Origin of the sequence: Pseudomonas sp. NPDC087615 (assembly GCF_044743445.1) — a bacterium.
In the GTDB taxonomy this organism is placed as follows: Bacteria; Pseudomonadota; Gammaproteobacteria; order Pseudomonadales; family Pseudomonadaceae; genus Aquipseudomonas; species Aquipseudomonas baetica_A.
Genome location: NZ_JBIUWM010000044.1, coordinates 17,203 through 33,936, shown reverse-complemented (window position 1 = coordinate 33,936; position 16,734 = coordinate 17,203). Strand labels below are relative to the sequence as shown.

Here is a 16,734-nt window from a genome sequence, read left to right as displayed (position 1 = left end):
ATCAAATCAGCCCGCGCTGAATGAGCACCTGTTGCGCTGAAAGCGGATCTTCAGCCAGGTACAAATCAGCCATCTCGCAAGTTCTTACGGACAACTCGGCGTGGTGGATGCATACCGTTGGTCCGACAATTATTTTTGGGCCACTGACCCCCGCCAGAAGTTTCGGCAACTGTGCGAGTTGCATGGCTTTGCTGGAATACAGCAGTACGCCACGCGATTGCAGATGTTCGACCGCCAATGCCAGTTCCCCGGCTGGCAATGGCCAGTCAAAGACTTGCACCGGACAATCGTTGCTGCTGATCAGCCACGCGCATAGCCACAGATGAGGTTCCAGTGGCAGGTCGGAGTGATTGATCAGCAGCAGGGGCGCGGAGTGCAACTGACGATTGTTATGGTAGATGCGCGCGCCGAATTTGCTGCGTAACCATGAATAAAAGAACACGCGCTCCATCTGCGCACCGAACTGGCCCTGCCAGCGTTGCTCAAGATCGGCCAGCAGCGGCATCAGCAATTGCTCGCACAGGGTGCGCGGCGGATACAGCGCCATGGCTTGATTAACGCTGTCGTCGAGGTTGCGTTCATTGAGTTGCGTGACGGCCATCAACAGTGTCTGACGCAATCGTTGCCAGTCGTTTTCCACCGTTTCGCTGAACGCTTGCGGGGTATCGAGCAACGGCTTGACCTGACTGACCGCAACGCCGCGGTTGAGCCAGGTGAGGATGGTCATGATCCGTTGCACATGCTCGGCCGAATACAGCCGATGCCCCTTGGGTGTGCGCTGCGGCACGATCAGCCCATAACGGCGTTCCCATGCGCGCAGAGTGATCGCGTTGACGCCGGTTTGCCGCGCTACTTCGCGGATCGGCAGCCAGCCTTCGTCGAGGGCTTTTTTAAAGTCCGCGCCCAAGTCTTCCTGGGCGCTGCTATCGGTCTTTTCGGTCATTAGATGGCGTTTCGCAGGCTGAGATTTTCCGGATGCGGTTGCAGGTAAACCTGCTGCGCAATGTACGGGTCCGGATGGAGGCGAAAGTGATGCTTGAGCAGGGTCAACGGCACGACCAGCGGCACGATGCCGAGGCGGTACTGGCCGATGACATGTTGCATCTCTTGTTTGTCTTCGGCGCTGATCGCCTGTTTCAGATAGCCGCTGATGTGTAACAGGACGTTGCTGTGCGTGCCGCGGGTGGCGCATTTTTTAAGCGCCGCCATCAGTTCGCTGAAGTAGCGTGGGCCCAGTTGCGCAGGGTCGCTCTGCGCCATGTTGCCTAACAACTGCCCCAGTGCCTTGTATTGCAGAGGGTTATGGGCCATCAGCTGATATTTGTAGCGCGAATGGAATTCCGTGAGGGCTCGGCGGCTCAGGCCGTGGGCAAGCAACTGCTGCCAGTCGCGGTAGGCGAGCACGCGGGTAATGAAGTTCTCGCGCAGCACCGGATCGTTCAGGCGGCCGGCTTCCTCCACCGGCAAGTCCGGGTGCCGTGCACAGAAGGCTTGAGCATAGATGCCGCGTCCGCCGCCGTTCACCGGGGCGCCGTTGGCGTGATAGACCTTGACCCGTTCCAGTCCGCAGGACGGTGACTGCTGCATGAAGATGTAGCCGCAGATGTCATTCAGTTCGGCGGCCATCTTCTCGCCGTACTCGGCCAGTGGCTGGGTGACGTTGATTGCGGGGTTGACGGTGCCGATAGCTTCGGGATGCTCCGGGTCACCGACCAGGCGAATCGGTTCGCGAGGAATGCCCAGGCCAATGGCGACCTCCGGGCACAGCGGGACAAACTCGAAATATTCTGAGAGAGTGCGGCTGCACAGTCGCGACTCCTTGTGACCACCGTTGTAGCGCACCTCGGCACCCAGCAGGCAGGCGCTGATGGCGATTTTGGGTTTAAGCGCAGAAGGTTCGGACATGAGCACCTCGAATCTATACCTGTACAGAGGTTTACCTCTGTACAATTTTTCCTCAGCATAGATTGTGGGGTGTACAAGTCAAATGTTTTGTATAGGTTTTTGTGGGAGCGGGCTCACTTCCAGCCCAAATGCCATTCAGCCGGGTTTTTCAGGATTTGCCAATCGAGTCGCTCGGCGCGCTGGGTCAGCACCGCCTGCAACTCAATCTCGAGCACTGTGCCTTCCTCATCGCAGAAGAGTTCGGTCACCAGAAAATGCTTCTCGCGGTTTTTCGGCTGGGCTGCTGTCCATTTCGACAGCAGCAACTTGCGCGGATTGATGCGGTTCATTGCAGGTGCTCGTGCAAGCGTCGCGCGGCTTCCTGACCACTGAGCCATGCACCTTCGACACGTCCAGACAGGCACCAGTCGCCGCAGGCGTACAAGCCCAGATCGGCATCGGCCAGCGTGCCCCATTCGTGGCCGGTCGCCGGGCGGGCATAGAGCCAGCGATGGGCGAGGCTGAAGGTCGGGGCGGGCATCGCGCAGTGCAGCAATTCGGCGAAAGCACCGTGCAGTTGCTCAATGACCGCCTCTTTGGACAGGTCGATGTGCTGCCGGCTCCACGCGCTCGTGGCATGCAACACCCAAGTGTCGAGGGTGTTGTCGCGCCCGGGCTTGCTGCGGTTGCGCGCCAGCCAGTCGAGTGGGCTGTCTTGCACGAAGCAGCCTTCGATGGGGGTATCCAACGGCGTATCGAAGGCGAGGGCAACGGCCCAGGTGGGGTCCATTTTCACCCCGGCAGCGGCCCCGGCGAGTTTCGGCGCGGCGGCCAGCAGTGCGGTGGCCTGCGGCGCGGGCGTAGCGATCACGACATGACTGAAAGGCCCGTGGGTGAAACCCTCGGCGTCTTGCAGATGCCAGTGTTCTTCGCCACGGAAGACCTCGGTGATCCGGCAAGCGAAATGCACTTCCATGCCATCCAGCAAGCCGCGTGTGATTGCGCTCATGCGTGGCGCGCCAACCCAACGGGTCTGCTCGTCCGGGGAAAGGTTGAGTTGCCCGGCCTGGTAGGTGTAGAGCTGCGGCGTCCACTCGGCGACCCAGCCCTGGCTTTGCCAGCGCTGCACCTCGGTGACGAAGCGCCGGTCGCGGGCGGTGAAGTATTGCGCGCCCATGTCCAGCGAACCGGCGTCGCTGCGTTTGCTCGACATGCGTCCGCCGCTGCCGCGACTTTTATCGAACAACTGGACGGTGTACCCGGTCTCTGTCAGAGCCTGGGCCGCCGAGAGCCCGGCGATGCCGGTGCCGATGATTGCGATAGGTACAGTCATAGGGGCCTCGTTTACCTTTCTGTACAGAACAGACTACGCTGCTGATGAAACCTGTACAATTTTGTTTTTTGGTATAACTTCTAGCATTCTCGTTCGGACAGCTTGGCCTATGGTTAAACAATAGAGCCTGCCCGATAGAAAAGATCCCTGCTTCTAAAAATAGACTAGTGATCCGGGTAAAACGCCACGCGAGGAAGATGTCATGCATATATTGCTGACCGGCGGTACTGGTTTGATAGGACGTCAGCTCTGCCGACATTGGTCTGGGCAGGGCCATCGTCTGACGGTGTGGAGTCGACGTCCGGAAACGGTCGCGAAAACCTGTGGTGCCCAAGTGCGTGGAGTTGCGTGCCTGGAGGACCTCGGCGAAGAAACTGTCGACGCCATCATCAATCTTGCTGGCGCACCGATTGCCGACCGACTCTGGACGCATCGACGCAAAGCGTTGCTGTGGAGCAGCCGTATCACGCTGACGGAAACGTTGTTGGCATGGCTCGAAACGCGGGCGCAGAAACCGTCGCTGCTGATCTGCGGGTCAGCCATCGGTTGGTATGGCGACGGTGGTGAACGTGAGCTGACGGAAGAGTCGCCGCCGGTCATCGACGATTTCGCCAGTCAGTTGTGCATCGCCTGGGAAGAAACGGCCCTGCGTGCCGAGTCTCAGGGCATTCGCGTGGTGCTGGTGCGAACCGGTCTGGTGCTGTCGGCTGAGGGCGGTTTTTTGTCGCGGCTGTTACTGCCTTTCAAGCTCGGGTTGGGCGGGCCGCTGGGCAATGGCCGGCAGTGGATGCCGTGGATTCATATCGACGATCAAATCGCCTTGATTGATTTTCTTCTGCTCCGCGATCAGGCGAGTGGTCCTTATAATGCGTGCGCGCCGAACCCTGTGCGCAATCGCGAATTTGCCAAGACGTTGGGCAGCGTACTGCATCGCCCGGCGTTCATGCCGATGCCGACGCTCGCACTGAAAGTCGGCCTCGGCGAGATGTCTTTGTTGTTGCTGGGCGGCCAACGGGCCACGCCGGCACGCTTGCTTGAAGCGGGCTTCACTTTCCAGTTCACGGATTTACGCGCGGCCCTGGATGATCTCTCCAGCCGCCTCTGAAATAGGACGTTGCATGACCGATCACGCCTTGCTTCTGGTCAACCTGGGCTCCCCGGCCTCCACCTCGGTGGCCGATGTGCGCAGCTACCTCAATCAGTTTTTGATGGACCCGTACGTGATTGACCTGCCGTGGCCGGTAAGGCGTTTGCTGGTGTCGTTGATCCTGATCAAGCGCCCCGAGCAATCGGCCCACGCCTATGCCTCGATCTGGTGGGATGAGGGTTCGCCGTTGGTGGTGCTCAGCCGTCGTTTGCAGCAGCAGATGACCCAACAGTGGAACCGTGGCCCGGTTGATTTGGCGATGCGTTACGGCGAGCCGTCGATTGAAACCTGCCTGTTGCGATTGGTCGCGGCGGGGCACAAACGCATCACGCTGGCGCCGCTTTATCCCCAGTTCGCCGACAGCACCACTACCACGGTGATCGAAGAGGCGAAGCGTGTCATTCGCACCAAAAATCTCAATGTGCAGCTCTCGTTGCTGCAACCGTTCTACGATCAGCCGGAATACATTGAAGCGCTGGTCGAAAGCGCCAAGCCGCATTTGCAGCAGCATTACGATCACCTGCTGCTGAGCTTCCATGGCTTGCCCGAGCGGCACCTGACCAAACTCGATCCGACCGGCAATCATTGCCTCAAGAATGAAGATTGCTGCAAGAACGCATCGCCTGAGGTCTTGGCCACCTGTTATCGCGCACAATGCCTTCGCACGGCGGCGTTGTTCGCTGAGCGCATGGGGCTGGCGGATGGCAAATGGTCGGTGTCGTTTCAGTCGCGTCTGGGCCGAGCGAAGTGGATCGAGCCCTACACCGAGGCGCGGCTGGATGAGTTGGCGAAAAGCGGCGTGAAGAAGATTCTGGTGATGTGCCCGGCGTTTGTCGCTGACTGCATCGAGACACTGGAAGAGATTGGTGATCGCGGCAAGGAGCAGTTCTGCGAAGCCGGGGGAGAGGATCTGGTGCTGGTGCCGTGCCTCAATGACGACCCGCAATGGGCGAAGGCGTTGGCCACTCTGTGTGAAAGATCGCCTTTGGCGCTTTAAAAGCTTCGCGAGCAAGCTCGTTCCCACAGGGTTTCTGTTGCCACAATGTTGTGTACTCAGAAGATCCGCTGTGGGAGCGGGCTTGGTCGCGAAAGCGGTCCTTCAGGCAATAAAGATTTTCAGCCGTCAGACCAGCGGCTCATCCGCCTTCTTGTGCTTCCAGCTGTCATTGCCCGGCAGAATCAGGTTCAGCGCAATCGCCACCACCGCGCACAGCGCGATGCCTTTGAGGCCAAAGTCGTCCGGCCCGGTGCCCGTGCCGACCAGCACGCCGCCAATCCCGAACACCAGCGTCACCGAAACGATCACCAGATTGCGCGCCTCACCTAGGTCGATCTTGTGACGGATCAGGGTGTTCATGCCCACCGCCGCGATCGAACCGAACAGCAGGCACAGGATCCCGCCCATCACCGGTACCGGAATGCTCTGCAGCAGCGCGCCGAACTTGCCGACAAACGCCAGGCTGATGGCGAAAATCGCCGCCCAGGTCATGATTTTCGGGTTGTAGTTCTTGGTCAGCATCACCGCGCCAGTCACTTCGGCGTAGGTGGTATTCGGCGGGCCGCCGAACAGGCCCGCAGCGGTAGTGGCGATGCCATCACCGAGCAGGGTGCGGTGCAGGCCCGGCTTCTTCAGATAGTCGCGACCGGTCACGCTGCCGACTGCAATCACGCCGCCGATGTGTTCAATCGCAGGTGCCAACGCGACCGGAACGATGAACAGAATCGCCTGCCAGTTGAACTCCGGCGCAGTGAAGTGCGGGATCGCAAACCATGGCGCAGCGGCAATCTTCGCGGTATCGACCACGCCGAAATAGAACGCCATGGCAAAACCGATCAGTACGCCGGAAATGATCGGCACCAGGCGGAAGATGCCTTTGCCGAACACCGCCACGATCAACGTGGTCAGCAGTGCGGGCATCGAGATCAGCATGGCGGTCTGGTAGTGGATCAGTTCGGAACCGTCGCCGGCCTTGCCCATCGCCATGTTCGCGGCAATCGGCGCCATGGCCAGGCCGATCGAAATGATCACCGGGCCAATCACCACCGGCGGCAGCAGACGGTCGATGAACCCGGTGCCTTTGATCTTCACGGCCAGGCCCAGGAAGGTGTAGACGAAACCGGCCGCCATCACGCCGCCCATGGTCGCGGCGAGGCCGAACTGGCCCTTGGCGAGAATGATCGGCGTGATGAACGCAAAGCTCGACGCAAGGAACACCGGCACCTGACGGCCAGTGACGATCTGGAACAGAATCGTCCCAAGACCCGCGGTAAACAGTGCCACGTTCGGGTCAAGGCCCGTGATCAGCGGCATCAGCACCAGGGCGCCGAAAGCCACGAACAGCATCTGTGCGCCGGACAACACCGTGCGCCAGAGCGGATCGTTGAACTCTTGCTGCATGGTCACGCGTCCTTCTGCTTGGTGCCGAAGATCTTGTCACCGGCATCGCCCAGCCCTGGGATGATGTAACCGTGTTCGTTCAAACGTTCATCGATGGACGCGGTATAGATGGTCACGTCCGGGTGAGCTTTTTCTACGGCAGCGATGCCTTCCGGCGCGGCCACCAGCACCATGGCGCGGATATCCTTGCAACCGGCCTTCTTCAGCAGGTCGATGGTCGCGACCATGGAACTGCCGGTGGCGAGCATCGGGTCGATGATCATGGCCAAACGTTCGTCGATTTCCGGAACCAGTTTTTCCAGATAGGTGTGCGCTTGCAGGGTTTCTTCGTTGCGGGCAACGCCCACAGCGCTGACCTTGGCGCCCGGGATCAGGCTCAGCACGCCTTCAAGCATGCCGATGCCGGCGCGCAGGATCGGCACCACGGTGATTTTCTTGCCAGCGATTTTCTCCACCGACACCGTGCCGCACCAACCGGCAATGTCGTAGGATTCCAGCGGCAAATCTTTTGTAGCTTCGTAGGTCAACAGTGCGCCGACTTCCTGAGCAAGCTCGCGGAAATTCTTGGTGCTGATGTCGGCGCGGCGCATAAGACCGAGTTTATGACGGATCAGCGGATGGCGGATCTCGAGGATGGGCATGGGAAAGGCTCCGGCGGCGGGCAAAAAAACCGGCCTAGATTAATCTATCCGAGGGTGATGTCCTATAGGACATCGAGTACGTTAGTCCATAAAGGCTTGATCTGGCCTCGCTTGATGCGTACCTTTGCCCGCTTTTCCTGATTCCGCCACCCCTTGGAGAGCACCATGTCCGCTGATCTCGAGCATATCCGTCAAATCATGCGAGAGGCTGACTGCCTGTACACCGAGTCTGAAGTCGAGGCGGCCATCGCTCGCGTCGGTGCACAAATCAACGAACAACTGGCTGATAGCAATCCGGTGGTGTTCTGCGTGATGAACGGCGGCCTGATCTTCTCCGGCAAACTGCTGACTCATCTGAATTTCCCGCTGGAAGCGTCCTACCTGCACGCCACCCGCTATCGCAACGAAACCAGTGGCGGCGACCTGTTCTGGAAAGCCAAGCCGGAAGTCTCGTTCATCGACCGTGACGTGCTGATCATCGACGACATCCTCGACGAGGGTCATACCCTGGGCGCGATCATCGACTTCTGCAAACACGCTGGCGCGCGCAAAGTGCACACCGCCGTGCTGATCGACAAGGATCACGACCGCAAAGCGCGTCCTGACCTGAAAGCCGATTTCGTCGGCCTGCCGTGCATCGACCGTTACATCTTCGGTTACGGCATGGACTACAAAGGCTACTGGCGCAACGCCAACGGGATCTTTGCCGTTAAAGGCATGTAAGAACCCTGCACTATCCCCTGTGGGAGCGAGCCTGCTCGCGAAGGCGTCGTGTCAGTAGCATCATTGAAAACTGACACATCGCTTTCGCGAGCAGGCTCGCTCCCACAGTTGTTTGGTGTGCGCTGATCGATTTTCATACACCCCATGCTAGAGTGCTCGGCCCCGCACCCGGAGCCTGTCATGAGCCTTTTGATCCGCAGCTTTGCCGCCCTGTTGCTGACCCTAAGCCTGCCTCTGGCCGCCGCGCCGATGCACAGTCAATTCCTGCCGCCGGACGACCTGACCCTGCGCGATGCCCCGCCCGAACAGCAGCAACTGCTGCAAGTCATCGACTATTCGGTCGTCGTGGGGGCGCAACGCCAATCCAATCAGCAGCCGATTCCGGTCACCTCGTCCCTGATGATTCGCCTCAAGGGCAAACCCCTGAACAAGGGCGCGACGATCGCTCAGGTGCTGGTGAGTTTTGATGGTGAAAGCAAAAGCTTGAAAAAACCGGTTTACGACGACAAGAGCAAAACCCTCACCCTGTTTTACCCGCTGGCGCAGTACCGCGTGGTGATCGACTTGCTGCGAAACGACACCGTGTATGTGCAGTTCCTCAGCTACGCCAACGGCCATATCTGGGCCGATTTGCACACCGGGGCTGTTCGATCGCGTTGAGCCCGGCGGCGGGGCAGGGGTAAACTGCCGACCCCGTGTCATGTCTGCGAGTTGGAGTCGGCAATGCGTAAAGATAAGAAACAAGTGATTGGTGACGAGATTGGCGATGAGCAGATCAAGCTGTTCCTCGATTTTGAACCGATCGATGCCACTTCGCCGTCGCTGCACAAATTGATCAAGGCGTACCGTGGCCTGCGCATCGATGACTTCGAGCGTTTTCTGACGTTCTTTGTCGCGGCGGGTTACGACGTGGATGGCAAGGATGAGCAGGGCCAGACGTTTGTTGACCACATCAAGGATCAGCGCAACGCTCCTGACTACATCGAACTGATCGAAAAAGCCCGCGGCTAAAAACCCAAGGCACAAAAAAACGCCCCGTACTCACTGAGTGCGGGGCGTTTTTTATGCGGCAAGATCAAGCGTAGCTTGGGGTCTCGCTGCTTTCTTCAACCAATTCCAGAGCGATGTTGTTCTGCGTGTTGATCTTGCGATACAGCGCAGCGTCGGTTTCCAGGACTTTTTCACGGGCCGGGAAGATTTCCGCCAGTTTGGCCGCCCACTCACCCTTGGCCTTGGCCGGGAAGCATTTCTCGATCAGTTCTAGCATGATCGAAACGGTCACCGACGCACCCGGCGAGGCTCCGAGCAGGGCGGCGAGGGAGCCGTCCTTGGCCGAAACCAGCTCGGTACCGAATTGCAGGATGCCGCCCTTTTTCGGGTCTTTCTTGATGATCTGCACGCGTTGGCCGGCCACTTCCAGGCGCCAGTCTTCGGCTTTCGCCTCCGGGTAGAAACGGCGCAGGGAATCCAGGCGCTGCTCCATCGATTGCATCACTTCGCTGACCAGGTACTTGGTCAGGTCCATGTTGTTTTTTGCTACCGCCAGCATCGGGCCGATGTTGCCGGCGCGGACCGACAGCGGCAGGTCCATGAAGGAACCGTGCTTGAGGAACTTGGTGGTGAAACCGGCGTATGGCCCGAACAGCAGGGATTTCTTGCCATCGACCACGCGGGTGTCCAGGTGCGGCACCGACATCGGTGGCGAACCCACCGCTGCCTGGCTGTAGACCTTGGCCTGGTGGTGTTTGACCACTTCCGGATTATCGCAACGCAGCCACTGGCCGCTGATCGGGAAACCGCCGAAACCTTTGCTTTCTTCGATACCCGAAGCCTGCAGCAACGGCAGTGCCGCGCCACCCGCGCCGAGGAAAACGAATTTGGCGTCGACTTCACGGCTGCTGCCGCTGTTGACGTCCTTGATGCTGACGGTCCAGCCGGCGCCGTTACGCTTGAGGCCGGTGACGCGTTTGCAGTATTTGACTTGAGCGTCGGGGGCGCTGGTCAGGTGCTTGAGCAATTGATTGGTCAGGGCGCCGAAGTTGACGTCGGTGCCGTTCATCACGCGGGTTGCGGCGAGCACTTCGTCCGGCGAGCGCCCCGGCATCATCAACGGCATCCACTCGGCCATTGTGGCCTTGTCTTCGGTGTATTCCATGTCGGAAAACGCGTGGTGCTTGTGCAGCACGTCAAAGCGTTCCTTGAGGAAGGAAACGCCTTTGTCGCCCTGCACGAAGCTCAGATGCGGTACCGGGCTGATGAAGGATTTGCACGAACCGAAGGTGCCTTTCTTGGTCAGGTACGACCAGAACTGCTTGGACACCTCGAACTGGGTGTTGATGTGCACGGCTTTCTTGATGTCGACGGTGCCATCAGCCGCTTGCGGCGTGTAGTTCAGCTCACACAGGCCGGCGTGGCCGGTACCGGCGTTGTTCCATGGGTTGGAACTCTCGGCAGCACCGGAATCCATCAGCTCGACAACTTCCAGCTTGATCGCCGGATCGAGCTCTTTGAGCAGTACGGCAAGGGTGGCACTCATGATGCCGGCCCCAACCAGAACTACATCGACTGCTTCGTTATGCGCCATTTAACGCGTCTCCAAAATCTGCAGCACCAAATTGTCGGCATGGCTGCCAGGCATTCAAGGGCAGGTCAGTAAACCCTGGATACCCATGGTCAGGTTCGCCATGTCCGAATCTTCGCAATTTTTCGCAACTTCGACGGACGCATGCGGCCTGGCTTTACGAGTTCCATGAACTCATTTCAGCGCGCGGCTGGCAATTCGACTTATGGTCGAGACATCCGTTTTGTGCAACCAAATCCGTAGCGGACAGGCTTCAGGCTCCGGTATTCGAGGTATATCCGGTCCTGTGTCGTTGGGCTGTTTCAGACGCTAATGGTGCATGTTCAGACGCAAAACTATTCATTTGCTCGCCACACTCTTGTGAAGTTGTGAAAACCCGTTTTTTTCACGCTCTTTTGAAGACGTGAACCTCAAAAAAGGGCTGTCCAAGCCTGGCAACCTGCCCGAAGGGGCAAAACATCTCGGTGGCCGAGCGTAATGACAGCTCTGCAGATTCGCGAAAAGCGGGTTTTTGCCGCAAGAACAGGCAAGCACGCCAACTTCACTCGATCTGTGTGGGCGGCTCTCTGTGGGCGATTTGGATGTCGATGCATGCGCATTGACGCTGTTGCGGGGCCCGATCAGGAGACGTCCTTATAATCGGGGGGAGATTGTATCGAAGAAATGCGCGGAGTTGGTTGTGTTTAATGACTTTTATTAGGCATCCGGTCAGATGCTCAACTGTACCTGAGCGTTTGCGCGCGGTTGACGCTGGGCGATCCGGGCGCTGGCAGGCAGCGGCTTATGCAACCAATTAAGGCGGATTTCTTCGATTTCCACCCATCCGTCGCCCATTGGCTGCAGGCTGCACTGCTTGAACGCCTGGCAGTGGCCGTTGCGGTCGAGCAGCGCAAAGCAGCGGTGCAGCGGGCGTGGGGCGAACAACGAGATCAAATAGCGCATGGCCGAGTACCTTGTTGGAGGACTGGTTCAAGGTTGCCCGCAGGCCGTGACGTCAAGGTGTATGGGCGGTGAACAATCTGTGACAGGAACCGCTTTCATCAGGGTTTGTCAGACATTTCAGTATTCATTGTGCGGTGCTGGTTCCGCGCAGTGGCCCACCGCTATACTGCCGGCCTGTTTGTGCCTGATTCTGGAGAGAAGAGCATGTTGCAACGCCTGTTGTTCGGTTTGATCACTGTGGCCGGTTTGACTCTGGCCGGCTGCGCCCACAGCCCGCAACAACTGAGTCCGGAGCCGAAGCTGACCACGCAACTGGCGGCGGTCGGCCGTGGCCAGCCGGTGGTGGTGCGTGTGGTCGACGGTCGTCCGTCGCCAACCTTGGGTACCCGTGGCGGTCTGTACCCGGAAACCAGCGTCATCAGCGTGCAGCGCGAGCAGATCCTGCCCAAGTTGCAGGCTCAGGCTGAAGCCGCCGTGCGTCTGCTCGGGTTCACCCCGACCAACAACGCACCGAACGCGCCGCAGTTGACCGTGACCCTGGCGGAGCTGAAATACCAGTCGCCGAAAGAAGGCATGTACGTGACCGAAGCGACGATCGGTGCGACCTTCCGCTCCGACGTGCAGAACGCCAACCGTCGCTACAGCGGCCGTTACGGCGCTTCGCTTGACCAGCGCTTCGGCATGGCGCCCAACCAGGAAACCAACACCAAACTGGTCAGCGACGTGTTGAGCGATGCGCTGACGCGTCTGTTCAAGGATCCGACCGTGGGTCAGGTCCTCGCCGAGTAAGCTTTCGGCGCAGATAAAAAAGCCCGGTGCCAGTGATGGCTCCGGGCTTTTTTGTGGCCGCTATTTTGAACCTTGCACAAATCCCCTGTGGGAGCGGGCTTGCTCGCGAAAGCGCTGGATCAGTCAATCTGGAAGTTGATTGATACTCAGTCTTCGGGAGCCAGCCCCCTCCCGCAGTGAACAGCGGCGGGTCAGGCGGCTTGCGAATAGAAGTCGAGGACGCTCACACCCGTCAGCAAATCCGTTTCGGGCAAATCCGCATGCTGATGCCCGCCGAGGGCGCAATACACCAGCCAGTGGCGATCCTGAACATTGAAGGCAAGGCTGCCGACGAGGCTTTGCTGATCGTCGTATGGGGTGATGAGGTACAGGCGATCCTGGTTTTCAGCGTGAAGCATGACGTGTTCCGTGTCGGTTTCGAGGCGCGCATGGTGGTGCATCCACATGACGAAGCCGTGACACAGGACAGCCATCGGTCGATTGATGCGTTATTTGTCGTAAAGGTGAGGCGTCGAAGGTATGTTTCGGTAAAATCCGCGCCGCGGTCGTCGCGTCTGGCGCCTGCCACACCGATTAAGTTTGAGGGTCTGTGATGTCGCTGCACTTGATGACGCTGTTTACCGCCCATCCCGCCAAATTGATCAATCTGCTGGCACTGTTGCTCGCGTTTCCGGGCAGTTGGTTGCTGCACGCGACCCGCCGCCGTGAACAGCGCGCCATGGCCAGTATCGCGGCCCAGCGTCAGGCTCAGCCCAACGCCGAACCGATTCTGGATTGGGCGACTCTGCGTATGAACCGGTTTTTCTATCGCTTTGGCTTTGCCTGCCTGGGCCTGGCGCTGCTCATTTCGTGGATCAGCACGCGCTACTGATAATTTTCAGGCATAAAAAACGGCGCTCGAGAGCGCCGTTTCTGTATCTGGCCGACACCGCTTACAGCGGTAAACCCGCTTTGACCCGGTACTGATTGCGCACCGGCGTCGCATATTGCAGCACCAGATACGGGCGATGCGCTTCAGGGCAAGCGTCCAGTCGGTTCTGCCACTCTTCTTGCGCCTTGGCCAGCTCATCGGCCGGGAATACCTCGGCAGCCTTCGGCACGTTCAGTTGTGGATCAGCGTCCGCCCACTGCGCATACGCCAGGTAATGCACCGGGAACAGGCGATAACCGCCCAGAATCTGCTTGTCCATCTCGATCGCCAATTGCTTGGTGTCTTCGAAGCACTCGGTGATCGGTGCGGCAAAGTTCACATGCACCCGGCCCTTGTAGCCGGTGATGCCCTTGGCAATGCTCACGTCATCTTCGCCCGGCACTTTGGCGTAGGTGCCGGTGGTGGCGCGGATGTACAGCTCGCGGGCCTTGGCCTGGTCGCACGGGTCGTATTCGTAGCTGATCGACACCGGAGTGACGTTCAGGGACTGAATCACTTCGCCGAACGGTTCGTCCTTGCGGCTCATGTGGAACATCTTGAGGATCGCCGACTCGGTGCGGTCGTCGCCATCCTTCGCCCGGCCTTCGGCCTGAGCGATCCAGATCGACGCGCAATCGTTGCGGATCGAGTGGTTGATGTAGGCCGACAGTAACTGGTACGCGGCCATCTTCTCGCGGCGCCCGGTGATCGAACGGTGAACGATAAAACTCTTGTTCAGGCGCATCAGATCGCTGACGAACGGCTTTTGCAGCAGGTTGTCGCCGATGGCGATACGCGGGGTCGGCAGGCCGGCGTGGTAGACGGCGTAGTTGACGAAGGCCGGGTCCATCACGATGTCACGGTGGTTGGCGATGAACAGATAGGCGCTGCCGGACTTGAATTGCTCGACACCGGTGTAGGTCACGCCATCGGTGGCGCGTTCAATGGTGTGGTCGACGTAGAACTCGACTTTATCTTGTAAGGTAGCTACCGAGTTGACGCCGGCGAACTCACGACGCAGCCGATGGGCTATAAGGGGTTTGAGCATCCAGCCGAAAGCACCGGCAAAACGCGGGAAGCGGAAGTGGGTGAGGATATCTAGAAACGCCTTGTCGCCGAGCAGTCTTGCCAGTACCGCAGGTACTTCGCTGTCGTCGTAAGGTCGGATGGCATCGTTTTCGCCCTTCATGCTCTCTTGTTGGAAACGGCTAGGGTTAGTAAAGGTTTTGATCGAAAACCAACGGGGCACGGTCTGAAAAGTCAGCCAGACAAAAATAGCCCTGCAAATAGACCGGCGATTATACGCACAAGTCACTTGGGAGACCGCGATGCTGGAAAGCGCACTGTATGAATGTCCGTATTGTGGTGAAGGTGTCGAGACGACGCTGGACCTGTCCGGCGGCGATCAGACCTACATCGAGGACTGTCAGGTGTGTTGTCGGCCGATCACATTCGTATTGCAGGTTCACGAAGAAGAATGGCACCTGGAAGTCTTCAGCGAAAACGAGTGAGGGGCGCCCATGCAGCGAATCTACGAACCGGAGAGCCTGATGGAAGGCGAAATGCTCAAAGGCATGCTCGCCAGCGAAGGCATCGAAGCGCACTTGGTGGGCCGGGATTTGCTCGGCGGCACGGGCGAGTTGCCGATCTTTGGCCTGCTGGGGTTGTCGGTGGACAACGATCAGGCGCAATACGCCCGCGAACTGATCACCGCGTACAATGCCGCGCTGCCGCTGCCCGGCGATGAACCGGAGAGCTTCCCCGGTACGCTGGTCTGTTAGGCTGACGTTCGTTTTATTTCTGAGTCGTGTTGCCCCATGTGTGGACGTTATGCCCTGTTTCGCTGGAACCGCGACTTCGCGGCCCTGCCAGGTTTTCCTGCCGATCAACTGGCCCAGTGGAACATTTCCCCCAATGATTCGGTGTTGATGCTGCGTGCCGAGCCGGACGGTCAGCGCTCGCTGGCCCGTGCCCGTTGGGGGCTGACGCCGCCGTGGCTGACCGATCTGTCCCGCACGCCTGCTCATGCTCGGGCAGAAACAGTGGCCGAGCAGCCAATGTTTCGCGAAGCACTGCGCCTGCGTCGCTGCCTGCTGCCGGCCAACGGCTTTTACGAATGGCGCGGGACCCAGCGCAAGCGCCCGTACTGGCTGACGCCGGGGGAGGGCTCTTCGCTGTTTTTTGCGGCGATCTGGGAAGCGTATCCGGTTCAGGAACAGGTATGGCTGAGCACGGCGGTGATCACTCAGGCGGCGGCCAGTCAGCGCCGGCCGTTGATTCTGGATGAAGCGGGGCAGGCGGCCTGGCTCAATCCCGAGACGCCGCTGCATGTGCTGCAGGCGTTGCTCGCCAGTGAACCCACGGCGTTGCGCGAGCGGGTGCTGGCGAACCTGGTCAATGATCCGAAGCTCAACGGGCCGGAGTGTCTGACTCCGGGTTAATGGGTTGTCAGTGCCAGCCCCTTCGCGAGCAGGCTGGCTCCCACATTCGAATGCATTGCAACGGTGGGAGCGAGCCTGCTCGCGAAAAGGTTTGAAGAGCCTTCCAGCGTCCTAAACCTTGAACTGATTGATCAACCGCCGCTGCTGCTCCGCCAATTTAGTCAGGTCGGCACTGGCCGAACTCGACTCATCCGCACCGCCCGCCACTTCATTGGCTACTTGCCCGATATTGATCACGTTGCGGTTGATGTCATCGGCCACCGCGCTCTGCTCTTCGGCCGCACTGGCAATCTGCGTATTCATGTCGTTGATCACCGACACCGCTTGGGTAATCGTCTCCAGCGCCTCGGCCGCTTTCGAGGCGTGCTGCACGCTTTCGTCGGTGCGGTTCTGGCTGTCTTCCATGACCCGCACCACATCGCGGGTGCCCTGTTGCAGTTGTTGGATCATGGTCTGGATTTCTTCGGTGGCTTTTTGGGTCTTCTGCGCCAGATTGCGCACCTCGTCCGCCACCACAGCAAAGCCACGGCCCTGTTCGCCGGCGCGCGCCGCTTCGATCGCCGCGTTCAGCGCCAGCAGGTTGGTCTGTTCGGCGATCCCGCGAATCGCGGTGAGGATCGCGTTGATGTTCTCGCTGTCCTTGGCCAGGGTTTGCACCACCCCCACAGCCTTGCCGATTTCCACCGCCAGCACGCCAATCGAGTGGGAGGTGTCGCGGACAATCTGCATGCCCTGGCTGGCGGCTTGATCGGCATGGCTCGCCGCTTGCGCCGCTTGGGTCGCGTTGCGCGCCACATCTTGCGCGGTGGCGGTCATTTCCTGCACGGCGGTGGCGACCTGATCGATCTCGGCCATTTGTTTCTGGATGCCGATGTTGGTGCGAATCGCGATGTCGGCGGTGTGTTCCGACGAGTCGCTGACGCTCTGCACCGACGTCACCACTTG

Annotated in this window: 21 protein-coding genes; 10 read left to right on the top strand and 11 right to left on the bottom strand. The window is 59.4% G+C overall.

Translation table 11 applies throughout. The features are described from left to right. Position 1: 1 nt before the first annotated feature. From ACIOU6_RS20365 to ACIOU6_RS20350, 4 genes are all read right to left on the bottom strand, one after another. On the bottom strand, positions 2–943 hold the full coding sequence (locus tag ACIOU6_RS20365) for a MerR family transcriptional regulator (RefSeq protein WP_221731555.1): 942 nt from the start codon (positions 941–943) through the stop codon (positions 2–4). Beyond that, positions 943–1,905 (bottom strand): YbgA family protein, encoded by a 963-nt coding sequence (locus ACIOU6_RS20360; protein ID WP_401138728.1) that lies wholly within the window; start codon positions 1,903–1,905, stop codon positions 943–945. The genes ACIOU6_RS20365 and ACIOU6_RS20360 overlap by 1 nt, the downstream gene beginning before the upstream one ends. A gap of 113 nt (positions 1,906–2,018) precedes the next feature. Beyond that, entirely contained in the window at positions 2,019–2,234 is a 216-nt protein-coding gene (locus ACIOU6_RS20355) for a TIGR02450 family Trp-rich protein (RefSeq protein WP_221731553.1), read from the bottom strand. Next, positions 2,231–3,217, bottom strand: coding sequence for an NAD(P)/FAD-dependent oxidoreductase (locus tag ACIOU6_RS20350; protein ID WP_401138727.1), 987 nt, complete (start codon positions 3,215–3,217; stop codon positions 2,231–2,233). The genes ACIOU6_RS20355 and ACIOU6_RS20350 overlap by 4 nt, the downstream gene beginning before the upstream one ends. Positions 3,218–3,419: 202 nt before the next feature. Between ACIOU6_RS20350 and ACIOU6_RS20345 the strand changes: the two genes are divergently transcribed. Continuing rightward, complete coding sequence (locus ACIOU6_RS20345; RefSeq protein ID WP_401138726.1) at positions 3,420–4,322, top strand: TIGR01777 family oxidoreductase; 903 nt, start codon at positions 3,420–3,422, stop codon at positions 4,320–4,322. A 13-nt stretch (positions 4,323–4,335) separates the two neighbouring features. Then, on the top strand, positions 4,336–5,361 hold the full coding sequence (gene hemH, locus ACIOU6_RS20340; protein ID WP_401138725.1) for a ferrochelatase: 1,026 nt from the start codon (positions 4,336–4,338) through the stop codon (positions 5,359–5,361). Between the two features lie 126 nt (positions 5,362–5,487). Here hemH and ACIOU6_RS20335 read toward each other — a convergent pair whose 3' ends face one another. Both ACIOU6_RS20335 and upp read right to left on the bottom strand, forming a co-directional pair. Then, positions 5,488–6,762 carry a uracil-xanthine permease family protein gene (locus ACIOU6_RS20335; protein WP_401138724.1) on the bottom strand — a complete coding sequence of 425 codons (1,275 nt, stop codon included), beginning with the start codon at positions 6,760–6,762 and terminating at the stop codon, positions 5,488–5,490. A 2-nt stretch (positions 6,763–6,764) separates the two neighbouring features. Further along, a complete protein-coding gene (gene upp / locus ACIOU6_RS20330) occupies positions 6,765–7,403 on the bottom strand; it encodes a uracil phosphoribosyltransferase (RefSeq protein WP_007912842.1) in 639 nt (212 codons plus the stop codon). A gap of 165 nt (positions 7,404–7,568) precedes the next feature. Between upp and ACIOU6_RS20325 the strand changes: the two genes are divergently transcribed. From ACIOU6_RS20325 to ACIOU6_RS20315, 3 genes are all read left to right on the top strand, one after another. Then, entirely contained in the window at positions 7,569–8,126 is a 558-nt protein-coding gene (locus ACIOU6_RS20325; protein ID WP_221731548.1) for a hypoxanthine-guanine phosphoribosyltransferase, read from the top strand. A 180-nt stretch (positions 8,127–8,306) separates the two neighbouring features. Continuing rightward, positions 8,307–8,786 carry a hypothetical protein gene (locus tag ACIOU6_RS20320; RefSeq protein ID WP_401138723.1) on the top strand — a complete coding sequence of 160 codons (480 nt, stop codon included), beginning with the start codon at positions 8,307–8,309 and terminating at the stop codon, positions 8,784–8,786. Positions 8,787–8,849: 63 nt separating this feature from the next. After that, entirely contained in the window at positions 8,850–9,137 is a 288-nt protein-coding gene (locus ACIOU6_RS20315) for a PA4642 family protein (protein WP_221731546.1), read from the top strand. A 64-nt stretch (positions 9,138–9,201) separates the two neighbouring features. Here the strand turns inward: ACIOU6_RS20315 and mqo are convergent, their stop codons facing one another. Continuing rightward, positions 9,202–10,710, bottom strand: coding sequence for a malate dehydrogenase (quinone) (gene mqo, locus ACIOU6_RS20310; RefSeq protein WP_221731545.1), 1,509 nt, complete (start codon positions 10,708–10,710; stop codon positions 9,202–9,204). A 705-nt stretch (positions 10,711–11,415) separates the two neighbouring features. Then, positions 11,416–11,649, bottom strand: a complete 234-nt coding sequence (locus ACIOU6_RS20305; protein WP_221731544.1) for a hypothetical protein — start codon at positions 11,647–11,649, stop codon at positions 11,416–11,418. A gap of 204 nt (positions 11,650–11,853) precedes the next feature. Here ACIOU6_RS20305 and ACIOU6_RS20300 point away from each other — a divergent pair, with 204 nt between their 5' ends. After that, on the top strand, positions 11,854–12,438 hold the full coding sequence (locus ACIOU6_RS20300; protein ID WP_221731543.1) for a YajG family lipoprotein: 585 nt from the start codon (positions 11,854–11,856) through the stop codon (positions 12,436–12,438). A 191-nt stretch (positions 12,439–12,629) separates the two neighbouring features. Here ACIOU6_RS20300 and ACIOU6_RS20295 read toward each other — a convergent pair whose 3' ends face one another. Next, positions 12,630–12,836: a hypothetical protein gene (locus ACIOU6_RS20295; protein ID WP_016770662.1), complete on the bottom strand. Its 207-nt coding sequence runs from the start codon at positions 12,834–12,836 to the stop codon at positions 12,630–12,632. A gap of 194 nt (positions 12,837–13,030) precedes the next feature. Here ACIOU6_RS20295 and ACIOU6_RS20290 point away from each other — a divergent pair, with 194 nt between their 5' ends. Then, complete coding sequence (locus ACIOU6_RS20290; RefSeq protein ID WP_221731542.1) at positions 13,031–13,309, top strand: hypothetical protein; 279 nt, start codon at positions 13,031–13,033, stop codon at positions 13,307–13,309. Between the two features lie 61 nt (positions 13,310–13,370). Here ACIOU6_RS20290 and ACIOU6_RS20285 read toward each other — a convergent pair whose 3' ends face one another. Continuing rightward, complete coding sequence (locus ACIOU6_RS20285) at positions 13,371–14,537, bottom strand: 1-acyl-sn-glycerol-3-phosphate acyltransferase (RefSeq protein ID WP_401138722.1); 1,167 nt, start codon at positions 14,535–14,537, stop codon at positions 13,371–13,373. A gap of 139 nt (positions 14,538–14,676) precedes the next feature. On the opposite strand from ACIOU6_RS20285, the gene ACIOU6_RS20280 reads away from it, so the two are divergent. Genes ACIOU6_RS20280 through ACIOU6_RS20270 form a run of 3 tightly spaced genes read left to right on the top strand, consistent with a single transcriptional unit; the run spans position 14,677 to position 15,789 of the window. Continuing rightward, positions 14,677–14,859: a CPXCG motif-containing cysteine-rich protein gene (locus ACIOU6_RS20280; RefSeq protein ID WP_221731540.1), complete on the top strand. Its 183-nt coding sequence runs from the start codon at positions 14,677–14,679 to the stop codon at positions 14,857–14,859. 9 nt (positions 14,860–14,868) lie between these two features. After that, positions 14,869–15,129: a putative signal transducing protein gene (locus ACIOU6_RS20275; protein WP_221731539.1), complete on the top strand. Its 261-nt coding sequence runs from the start codon at positions 14,869–14,871 to the stop codon at positions 15,127–15,129. 36 nt (positions 15,130–15,165) lie between these two features. Further along, positions 15,166–15,789: an SOS response-associated peptidase gene (locus ACIOU6_RS20270; RefSeq protein WP_401138721.1), complete on the top strand. Its 624-nt coding sequence runs from the start codon at positions 15,166–15,168 to the stop codon at positions 15,787–15,789. 111 nt (positions 15,790–15,900) lie between these two features. On the opposite strand, the gene ACIOU6_RS20265 is transcribed toward ACIOU6_RS20270, so the two are convergent. Beyond that, positions 15,901–16,644, bottom strand: a complete 744-nt coding sequence (locus tag ACIOU6_RS20265) for a methyl-accepting chemotaxis protein (RefSeq protein ID WP_401138739.1) — start codon at positions 16,642–16,644, stop codon at positions 15,901–15,903. Positions 16,645–16,734: the final 90 nt, after the last annotated feature.